This window comes from Burkholderia sp. Ac-20353 (assembly GCF_017104785.1).
Classification (GTDB): domain Bacteria; phylum Pseudomonadota; class Gammaproteobacteria; order Burkholderiales; family Burkholderiaceae; genus Burkholderia.
The window spans coordinates 1-9,774 of the sequence record NZ_JAAGPL010000270.1; the positions used below are offsets into that span (position 1 = coordinate 1).

8 protein-coding genes and 1 pseudogene are annotated in these 9,774 nt (G+C 65.6%); all 9 read right to left on the bottom strand.

The features are described from left to right. Positions 1-194, bottom strand: a pseudogene (locus G3N94_RS37270) (hypothetical protein); the annotation flags it as partial. Next, positions 191-1,048: an ABC transporter ATP-binding protein gene (locus G3N94_RS37275; RefSeq protein ID WP_205799231.1), complete on the bottom strand. Its 858-nt coding sequence runs from the start codon at positions 1,046-1,048 to the stop codon at positions 191-193. The gene G3N94_RS37275 and the pseudogene G3N94_RS37270, both read right to left, overlap by 4 nt. 93 nt (positions 1,049-1,141) lie before the next feature. Next, positions 1,142-1,810: an RNA polymerase factor sigma-70 gene (locus G3N94_RS37280; protein WP_205799232.1), complete on the bottom strand. Its 669-nt coding sequence runs from the start codon at positions 1,808-1,810 to the stop codon at positions 1,142-1,144. Between the two features lie 101 nt (positions 1,811-1,911). After that, the gene (locus G3N94_RS37285; protein ID WP_205799233.1) at positions 1,912-3,315 is read right to left on the bottom strand and encodes a GGDEF domain-containing protein; all 1,404 of its coding nucleotides are present in this window, start codon (positions 3,313-3,315) and stop codon (positions 1,912-1,914) included. 72 nt (positions 3,316-3,387) lie between these two features. After that, entirely contained in the window at positions 3,388-4,404 is a 1,017-nt protein-coding gene (locus G3N94_RS37290; protein ID WP_205799234.1) for a fimbrial protein, read from the bottom strand. After that, positions 4,401-5,174, bottom strand: a complete 774-nt coding sequence (locus tag G3N94_RS37295) for a molecular chaperone (protein WP_205799235.1) — start codon at positions 5,172-5,174, stop codon at positions 4,401-4,403. The genes G3N94_RS37290 and G3N94_RS37295 overlap by 4 nt, the downstream gene beginning before the upstream one ends. Before the next feature lie 16 nt (positions 5,175-5,190). After that, positions 5,191-7,644 carry a fimbria/pilus outer membrane usher protein gene (locus G3N94_RS37300; RefSeq protein WP_205799238.1) on the bottom strand — a complete coding sequence of 818 codons (2,454 nt, stop codon included), beginning with the start codon at positions 7,642-7,644 and terminating at the stop codon, positions 5,191-5,193. Positions 7,645-7,768: 124 nt separating this feature from the next. Continuing rightward, positions 7,769-8,281: a fimbrial protein gene (locus G3N94_RS37305; RefSeq protein ID WP_205799236.1), complete on the bottom strand. Its 513-nt coding sequence runs from the start codon at positions 8,279-8,281 to the stop codon at positions 7,769-7,771. Between the two features lie 785 nt (positions 8,282-9,066). Next, positions 9,067-9,774 (bottom strand): efflux transporter outer membrane subunit (locus G3N94_RS37310; RefSeq protein ID WP_205799237.1); only part of this gene is annotated, 708 nt, incomplete at its 5' end.

Here is a 9,774-nt window from a genome sequence, read left to right on the forward strand (position 1 = left end):
TCGATTGCGCGCGCCGTGCGTGCGGCGCGCGATGCGGAATTCGCCGCGTGCGCGTCAGGCCGGACCGCACAGGCCAGCGCGACGCCCGCGATCAGCAGCAGCATGCCGATCGCAAGCGCCGTGGTGCGGCTCGGCTGCGCGACCCGGCCGCCGACGGCTGCCGTGCGGCGCTTGCGCATCGCGAACGTCGTCATGTGGCGAGATCCCGGTCGAATACGGCGGCCGCCGGCGACGCGTCAACGACGGCCGGCCCATACGCGGGCACGCACATCGGCGCGCCGGTCTGCGGATGCGCAAGCTTCAGCATCTCGACGCCGAACGCCACGCGCAGCCGCTCGGGATCGAGCATCGCGTCGGGCGTGCCCTGCGCGACGACGCGGCCCGCGCGCATCAGCACGATTTCGTCGCTATATGCGGCGGCCTGGTTCAGGTCGTGCAGCACCCACACGATCGTCAGCCCGCGCGCACGGTTCAGCTGGCGCAGCGCGTCGAGGATGTCGAGCTGGTGATGGATGTCGAGATAGGTGGTCGGCTCGTCGAGCAGCACGATCGGCGCCTGCTGCGCGAGCGCCATCGCGATCCACGCGCGCTGCCGCTCGCCGCCGGACAGCGCACCGACGTCGCGGTCCGCGTCGCCGGCGAGCCCGCTCGTCGCGAGCGCCTCGTCGATCGCGACATGATCTGCGCGCGACAGCCCGCGCAGGAAGCCGCCGTATGCATAGCGCCCGTACGCGACGAGCTCGCGCACCGTGAGGCCGGATGGAATCTGGTTGAACTGCGCGAGCATCGTCAGCTCGCGCGCGAGCGCGCGGCGCCTGAACGATGCGAGCGGACGGCCGTTGATGTCGACATGGCCGGCGAGCGCTGGCTGCAGGCCCGCGAGCGTGCGCAGCAGCGTGCTCTTGCCGCAGCCGTTCGGGCCGCACAGCGCGGTCACGCGGCCGGCCGCGATCGACAGGTCGAGGCTGTCGAGCACGATGTGGTCGCGATAGCCGACCGTCAACCCGCGCGCGGCGAGTGCGGCGGAAGGCGTCGTGGCTTGCGTCATGGTCGGAAAGCGGGAAGCAGGAAGCGGTTGAAGGAAGCGGAGCGGATCGTCCGCCCCGGTCGAATGGACGAATAGCCAGCCGGCGCGCTCGTTTTACCCGCGCCGCGCACGACCGCCGCAGAACACGGGGCATGCGACACCGCGATGACACGCGTCGAGGCATTCGGCGCAATGGCGCTCGGCGTCGCGCACCATGAAATGCACGAGCGTCTGCGACACGTTCAGCGCGCGCGCCGTGCTCTGCAGCGTTTCCTCGCGCAGCCGCACCATCTCGAACGCCGCGCGGCTGCGCGCCGGCAGGTCGTCGAGCGCGGCCCACACGCGCCGCAGCGCGTCGCGCGTCATCAGCGCCGCCTCGGGCGTCGGCGACGGCGACGGCACGTCGAAACCGTCGCCCTCGTCCGCGCGATAAAGGCTCTCGAGGTTCTGGCGGCGACATGCGTCAATCGACGCGTTGCGCACGATCCGCGTCACGTACGCAACGGGCTGGCGCACCGCATCCTGGTTCGGGAAATCGACAAGCTTCACGAACACGTCGTGCACGACATCCTCGGCCCGGCTCGCACAGCCGACGAAGCCGCGCGCGACGTTGACGAGCATCGCGCGATGGGCGATCAGCACGTCGAGCAGCGCGCCCTGCGCGCTCGGCCCGACCGTGCGGCGCGCCCGCGGCGCGGGCCTGGACGGCCGAGCGGATGGACTCCCGCGGAACGGGTTCGCCGCTGCCGTGACCGGTCGTTCGAGCAGTTCCGCCATTGCCATCGATTCGCTCCGTCAAATTTCGAGATAGCAAAATTTAACGTAAACGCAAATCATTCTCAATGCGATTAGCAAATGCCCCCGCGGATTGGTCGGATTTCCGACTACGCTGCAACGACACGGTTGCGGCCTTGATGCTTCGCGCGGTACAGGCGTTCGTCCGCCTTGCGCAGGATCGCGTCGATCGTCTCTCCGTCGCGGCCGAACTCGGAGACGCCAACGCTCACGGTGATCTCGATCGGCTCGCCAACGCCTGCTTCAAACGGCGCGCCAGCGATCGCCGCGCGGATGCGCTCACCAATCGACCGGGCGGTATCCAGCGCGGCTTGCGGCAGCAGCACCATGAATTCCTCCCCGCCCACTCGCGCGACGCCGTCATACGGCCGGATCGCATCGAGGCATTTGGCGACGAAACGCTGCAACACCTGGTCACCCGCCTGATGCCCGTAACTGTCGTTGATCACCTTGAAATGGTCGAGATCGAGCGCAAGCAACGAGAACGGCGCGCCATTGCGTTTCGCGCGGGTAATTTCCGCCTCCACGCTTTCGATGAATTGCCGCCGGTTGGCCGCGCCCGTGAGCGGGTCCGTTGCGGCCATATGTTCGAGCTTCTCGTTGGTCCGCTGCAGTTCCTGCAGGGCTCTCTCCGTCCTGCCCATCGCTTCTCTCAGCCGCGCAAACAGCTCTTCCTGGCTATAGATCTTCGAAAACGAACGCGTCGTGTGAAAAGCCTGCACCACACCGAAACTGAGCAGGAAGAAGCCGGCAGCAAAAATCGCATGTGCCAGCCACCACATATGATTCCACGGCCGCCCAAGGATGAAGGCGAGCGACGAAAGCGCGAATGACATCACCGAAATTCCGTAGATCGTCATCAGCGGCGAGCGGATGCGACGCACGACCAGCGCGAGGACGTTCACGGTGGAGAACACCAGTGCGCCTCCCTCCATCGAAAGGCGCACCCACAGGTCGCCGGCCACCGGCGAGTACGCGAGCGCGGCGACCGCCAGGTCGATCAGCCCGAACAGCGCGATCCATGTGATCCACGCGCGCCGATCGGTGCGGGTTGTTTCGCTGTCGGCCCTGCGGCTATAGGCAAGCTGCCCGACAAAAATCAGGATCGACATGGTCAGCCGTGACGCCGGCCCGTACAGCAGGAACAGCCAGATATTGTGATGCGCCATACCGGTGAACACACCGTGCAACGCGTAGATCAGAGAAAAGCCCAGAAAGCCGAGCGTAAGCCAGCGTAGCAACGGCTCGCCCGACACGCGATAGCAACGCCAGCAGACATAGGTGACGAACACGCCTTCGAGCGTCGCGGCTGAGATCGCCAGCTCGTGAAAGGCGTGATTCTCGAATTTCAGCGACGGATCCTGGAAGAAGTACAGGTAGGCAATCAGATACGCGGGCACCAGCGCAAAGCCAGCCAGCAGGAGCCTGGCGTACGCCCTGGTGACCAGTTGGGTCGCACCTGTTGGCTCATTGGCAGCAACCTGGACGCTCATGCTTTGCCTCCGGTTTCGTCAGGTGAATCCAGTATAGGTCCCGGCACGCATTCGGCCTGACCTTCATTGCATTCAGTACAGGAATATCCGCACCGTCGCCGATGCTTCGAATCGCCCGATCTTCGGCCGTCCGAACGACTTCAGCACCGCGTCGAGCATCACGCTCTGGCTCGCGACGCTGGCCGGAAGCTGCGCGAGCGTGAATTGCTCGCCGAACCGGATCGTCCTGCCCTGGCTGTCCTCGATGCCGATGCCGAAGTTGCTGTCCTGGGCGGGGACCAGCAAGCCGTTTTCCACGCTGCCCTTCTGCGGCTCGAAGTAGCCGTCGACCCGAACCGGAACGCTGCATTTCTTGTTCAGCGTCAGCGAAAATCGCTTGCGCGGCACGGCCGGCAGGAACCCGTTGCCCGATGCCTGCACCTGCCCGAAATTGACGATGCCCAACTCGGGCGACACCGTCACGTCGACGAGGCAAGGTGTCGGCTTGAGTTTCTGCAGGCCGCTCAATTTGTACCGGAAGCTGGGGTTGATGTAGTTCAGCCCGCCTTTGCCATCAAACTGAAACACCGCGTAGATGTCGGACGGCGGCTGCACCCACGAACCGCGCTTGCGCACCACGACCTGATACGTGATGCTGAGCGGAAATTTCTTGCAATTCGGAAACCACTCACAGGCCTCGACGTAAGTCTTGGTCTGCACGCCGTCGCCCGGCTGGCTGCTGCGGCCGAAGTAATCCTCGCCGTTATAGCGGATACCGATCTCCAGCCCCCACGCCGCCGGGTTCTGCTTCTCGGGGTTCGCGTAAAAATAGATCCACTCCCCGAACTCCGCCATCTTGCCGCCGAGATCCTTGTAGCAATAGCCGGTCGTCGTGCGCGGCGGCGACACCCAGATCACGTATCCGTCCGGCGCGTCGGTCGGATACGATGCAACGTTGCCGATCGATTCCGTCAGCACCGTGCCGCCGCCGTTCGCGACACAGCGCACCGCCCACGCCGGCTGCGCAAGCACGACGAACAGCGCGAGCACGCACCACCTGAGCCAGCCGGGCATCCGCAGCGCCACCCCGCTTCGCATGCCCCCGCTCATTGCTTCACGCTCTTGCACACACCCGCATCACACGCATACTCGACCGCCACCTGGCCGCCGTAATCGTCGATGTGCGTGACGAACAGCGTCGCGGGCGCCGCGCCCTTGAACGGCACGTCCGCCGTGCTCATCGGCGCGACCATCACAGGATCGAACGGCACCGGCGTCTTCTGCGCGCCCGACGTCACTTCGACGACCGTCACATGGAACGGCGTCGGATTGTCGAACACGAGCTTGTGCGCGGCGCTGTCGACGCGCGCCGTCATCGGCAGCGTCGGGTCCTGGTCGCGCGCCGGCTGCACGCCCTTCGGCCGGTAGAACAGCTTCATCTGCGTATGCAGCGCGATCTGCAGCGAGTTCGGTATGTCGGTCTTCGGCGGCACCTCGCGGATGTTCAGGTAGAACACCGATTCGCGGTCGGCCGGCAGCGCGCCGCCCGGCAGCTTCGCGATCCGCAGCACGTTGCGCTCGTTCGCCTCGACGCGCTGCAGCGGCGGCACGACCATCAGCGGCGACGTGATGCGCTTGCCGTCCGCGTCCTCGATCCACGACTGCACGAGATACGGAAAGGTTGCGCTCTTGTTCGTGATCGTCACGATCGCGGCCTGTTCGCCTTCGTTGAAGATCACGCGCGTGCGGTCCGGCACGATCGACGCGTGCGCTGCATCGGCCAAAAACACACCGGCCGAAAGCGCACCGGCCAGCAACGCGCCGGCGGTCGCGAGCGCGCACGACGCGCGCCGCAGGAACAGAGAGGAAAGAAGGTTCATCGCAGGATCCATTGAGTCATCGTTCGGTCCGGTTCGTCGCCGCATGCGACTCGCCGGACGGCTGGCACGTCACCGGGATCGGCGTGCCTTCGAGTTGGAGCTGGTCGGGCAGCACGTCGAGCGTGCACAGCGTGCGTTCGCCCGCGCGCACGACCAGCGACGATTTCGGTTGCACCTGGGTCAGGTACGCGGCGCCGTCCTCGCCGACGATGCCGAGTTCCTTGCCGTTCGCTGCGTCCTGCACCGACGCGCCGAACGGCAGCACGTTGCCGGCCGCGTCCGCCAGCGTCACGAACAGGTTGCGGCCGCGCGCGGCGGAAAACCTGACGAAGCCGATCGCGCCGTCGGTCAGCACCATGCGCTGGATCGGGTTCGTCACCTGCACGTCGAGCGGCAGCTTCTCGACGCTCACCGTCGCGTCGTACACGTTGTACGGCGAGATGCTGTCGAGCACCGTATAGCCGCGCCCGTTCGTGCGGGCGAACGAACCGGACAGCGGCACGTCGGGCACGCCGTCGGTCGACACGACCAGGCGCGTGTCGCCCGCGTTGCCGTTCGCGTGCGCGGTCACGCCGTGTTGCGTCGCGACGAACGAGCCGTCGACTTCGAGCGACGCGGCCGCGTATGCATTCGCGACCGTCGACGCCTGCGCGGTGAGCTGGTACGACGACGTGCGCTGGCGCAAGCTCGCGTTCGCGGCCGCGCGGCCGTCGGTCGAGCCGCCGTAGACCTGGTACGTGCGGCCGTCCGGGTCGTCGTAGATATAGCCGGCGTTCACGCTCGTGCTGCCGCTGCCCGTCGTCACGCTCGACGTGAGCGTCTGGCGGTCGCCGATCGGCAGCGTCGCGGTCACCGAGAACTGGTTGCCGCCGCCGGCCGCGCCCAGCGTGCGAAACGCGGACATGCTGACGTTCACGTGGCGCAGCGCACCGAGCGAGAACGCGCGGGTCAGCGTGAGGCCGATGCGCTGGTCGGACGGCCGCGCCCAGTAGGTCGTCTGGTCGTACGAGAAATAGGTCGACGTGCCGCCGAAACGCTTCGACAGCGTCGCCGAATAGCGCTGCTTGCTGTTCGCGAGGCCGAACGCGGTCGGGTCGCCCGAGAACTGCGAGAAGTTCGTGTACTCGCGCTCGGAGAAGCGGTAGCCGAAGAAGCGCACGTCCGCATCGAGCGACTCGAAGCGCTTCGAATAGTTGATCCGGTACGAGTTGCCGTTGCGCGTCGCGCCGTTCCACCACAGCCGCGCACGCGCATGCGTGATGTCGGCCGACAGTGCGCCGAACGTGCCGAAATCCCGGCCGACGCCGAGCGCGACCGACGTATAGCCGGACGCGGCGATGAAGCCGCCGTACACGGTGACGTCGAGCGGCAGGCCGTAGGCGGCCTCGCCGAAACCGAAGAACGGCGTGATGCCGGCACCGCCGAACAGGCGCGGCTTGCCGACCGCGGCCTTGTAGCGCAGTTGCCCCTGGCGTGCGAGGAACGGCACGGACGCGGTCGTCACCTGGAAGCGCTGCACCGTGCCGTCCTCTTCCTCGACCGCGACGTCGAGCGTGCCCTGCACGCTCGTGTTGATGTTCTGCAATGCGAAGGCGCCCGGCGACACGCGCGTCACGTACAGCACGCGGCCCTGCTGCGACACGGTAACGGTCGCGTTGGTGCGCGCGACGCCCGAGACCAGCGGCGCGTAGCCGCGCAGCGACGGCGGCAGCATGCGGTCGTCGCTGCGGATCGTCGCGCCCGTCAGCGCGAACGTGTCGAAGATGTCCGAGCTCAGGTAGTCGTCGCCGAACGACACCGTCGACTGGATCGACGGCAGCGCGCGAAACGCATAGAGCCGGCTAAAGCGGAACCTGCGGTCCTGGTAGGCCGCGTTGCCCGAATTGGCCTGCACCTGATAGTCGCCACGAAAGCGCCATGCGCCCAGGTTCGCGCCGATCGTCCCGTACGCCTGCACGGCATTCGTTTGTCCGCCGGACGAGCCGAAATTGCGGTTGGTGTTCGCGATCACGCGGTAATCGAGCATCGCGCCCGGAATCCCGTCGCTCCAGCGCTCCGGCGGCAGGTAGTACTCGTCGGTGTATTCGAGCGCGGCCTGCGGAATCGTGATCTTGAGCCGTCCATCGCCCTTCAGGTAGCGCACGGTCACGCCTTCGATCGCGGACAGGTCGACGCAGCGTCCGCCGTCGAACCGCGGCAGGTCCTTCACGAGCGACGGCTTCAGGCCGAACTGCGCAACGAGTTCCGGCCGCAGGCAGGGACGCCCGCCACCCGACGCGTCGCCGGCGACGAACGCGATCGTCTGCAGCCCGTAGAACAGATCGTTGACCTGCACGTCGAGCATGTATTCGCCCGGCAGCGTGAAATCGGCCTGCGAAAACTGCGACAGGTCGACGTTGCTCGTGCCGTCGATGCTGAGGAACGACGAATTGAATTCCGTCGCATGGCTCTGGCTGCCGACGACCAGCAGGCAAACGCAAAGGAAGGAATGTCTGATTCGCAAAACGGCGCTACCGAGGTCTCGAAAGGAAAAATGGCGGGAGAAAAAAAGAAGGACGAAGGGTGCACGCACCCTTCGTCCTGCACGGGGGGGCTTACTGGTAGCGGACCGTGAAGTTCGCGACGCCGTCGGCGGTACCCGGCGTCACGCCGGTTGCCGTCGCTTCATACATCGCCGCGAAGCGCGCGACGTTCGTGCCCTTCTGCAGCAGGGTCGGCGCCTTCTGCTCGGCACCGTTGTCGAGGTATTCGCCCGATGCGCCCTGCAGGCGGATGCCGACGTTGGTCGCCGAGCCGATCGTCGCGAGCAGCTTCGGCTGCGCCGCATTCGACGTGCCCGTGAACGTGAAATACGCGTTTTGCGCGACGCTCGTGTCGCAGTCGGTCAGCTTGATGTCGAAGCTGGTCGGCGTGGACTTGTCGCCAGCCTGCTTGAACACGTTGGTCGGAACCTTGCCCAGGTTCACGGTCTGGTTGACCGAGCCCGAGTCGATGCCGCATGCGCCAGCGACGATCTCGCCCGTGAAGTTCACCGTGCCGGTGCCTGCCGCGAAGGCCGAGGTGGACAGCGCCGCGAGTGCGATGGCGGACAGGAGGGGTTTTTTCATGGTCGTTTCCGTATGAGTGGCTGAAGAAATGAATGACGTGGCGGACACAAACGGTGGCGTGTGGTGCGCTCCGTCCGTCACGAGGCGTGCATTATTGAGATAAAAACGAAAGTTGTTTGTAAAGCATTGTTAAATCCGATCTCACAATTGCGCATTCACCCGATCATTCGCCACTCTTTCCCAACCGTTTTCAATCAGGCCATTTTGATCTGCAGTCCTGGCTTCAATGACGAAACCATATGAAGATTAACAATATTTTTCATACGAACCTGAAACCTCCCGCCACATCCTTTTCTGCATTGGCTTCCACGGCTTCGAGTACACCCCGGAAAAATGCCGGACGGCTTCTTCGTCAACTGTATGCGCGCAACATGCCACCGCTGAATTTTCAATTATTAGGAAATTAACTTTTTAGTGTCGTGCCCCATTTTCATTCTCGCAATCGTTTGCGCGACAGATTGGAACGTTAAAACCGCGTCATTTTGACGCCACTCTCCTGGCACGAATGTAATGTGTTAGCAAGGTCGCCATTCATATGAATGTTGCGTAATGACGCGCAGATCGACACACGCGACGACACGCGAATCGCCACGCGTGCACGGCTGCAGACGGGAGTGGAAAAGAAGGAATCAGCGGGGTTGCTGCGCCGCGCCGGGTGCACCGGGCGACGCGAACAGGCGGGCCGTACCGTGTCGATGCGCGGCGATGCGTGACCCGACGCGCCGCCGCGCGTTCGCGACGACGGCGGTCAGATCAGCGGATAGGACGAACGCGGCGCGACGCCGTCACACATCGGCGCCGGCCGCCTCCGCAGCCTGCGACCAGCCGCCGCCGAGCGCACGGTACAGTGCGATCGCATTGTCGAGCCGGAGTTGCTTCAGGCCGATCAGTTCCTGCCCGGATTCGTACGTGCTGCGCTGTGCGTCGAGCAGTTCGAGATAGGTCGCGACGCCGCTGCCGTAGCGGCGTTCGGCGAGCTTCAGCCGCGCGCCGTCCGCTTCGACCACAGCCTGCTGCGCGGCAAGCTGTGCGTCGATCCAGTCGCGCGCGGCAAACGCGTCCGCCACTTCGCGGAATGCGACCTGCACGCTCTTCTCGTATTCGGCGACCGCGATGTGCTTGCGCGCGGTCGCGACGTCGAGATTCGCGCGATTGCGACCGCCCGCGAAAATCGGCAGCGTGATGCTCGGCGCGAACGTCCACACGCTCGTGCCGCTCGCGAACAGGCTCGAGAACGCGTCGCTGACCGAGCCGACGTCGGTCGTCAGCGCGATACGCGGGAAAAACGCCGCACGCGCCGCGCCGATCTGCGCGTTCGCGGCCTTGAGCCGCGCCTCGGCTTGCCGGATGTCCGGCCGCCGCTCGAGCAGCGCGCTCGGCGCACCCGGCGCGACGGGGGCCATCGCGATCGTGTCGAGCGTCAGCCCGTCGCCGGGCGCTTCGCGCGCAAAGTCGCCTGCGAGCAGTTGCAACGCGCGCACGGACTGCGCATG

What these genes read in the sequence shown, in the direction of transcription:
- G3N94_RS37275 (WP_205799231.1), bottom strand. Translation starts at nt 1,048, where the DNA reads ATGACGCAAGCCACGACGCCTTCCGCCGCACTCGCCGCGCGCGGGTTG.
- G3N94_RS37280 (WP_205799232.1), bottom strand. Translation starts at nt 1,810, where the DNA reads ATGGCAATGGCGGAACTGCTCGAACGACCGGTCACGGCAGCGGCGAAC.
- G3N94_RS37285 (WP_205799233.1), bottom strand. Translation starts at nt 3,315, where the DNA reads ATGAGCGTCCAGGTTGCTGCCAATGAGCCAACAGGTGCGACCCAACTG.
- G3N94_RS37290 (WP_205799234.1), bottom strand. Translation starts at nt 4,404, where the DNA reads ATGAGCGGGGGCATGCGAAGCGGGGTGGCGCTGCGGATGCCCGGCTGG.
- G3N94_RS37295 (WP_205799235.1), bottom strand. Translation starts at nt 5,174, where the DNA reads ATGAACCTTCTTTCCTCTCTGTTCCTGCGGCGCGCGTCGTGCGCGCTC.
- G3N94_RS37305 (WP_205799236.1), bottom strand. Translation starts at nt 8,281, where the DNA reads ATGAAAAAACCCCTCCTGTCCGCCATCGCACTCGCGGCGCTGTCCACC.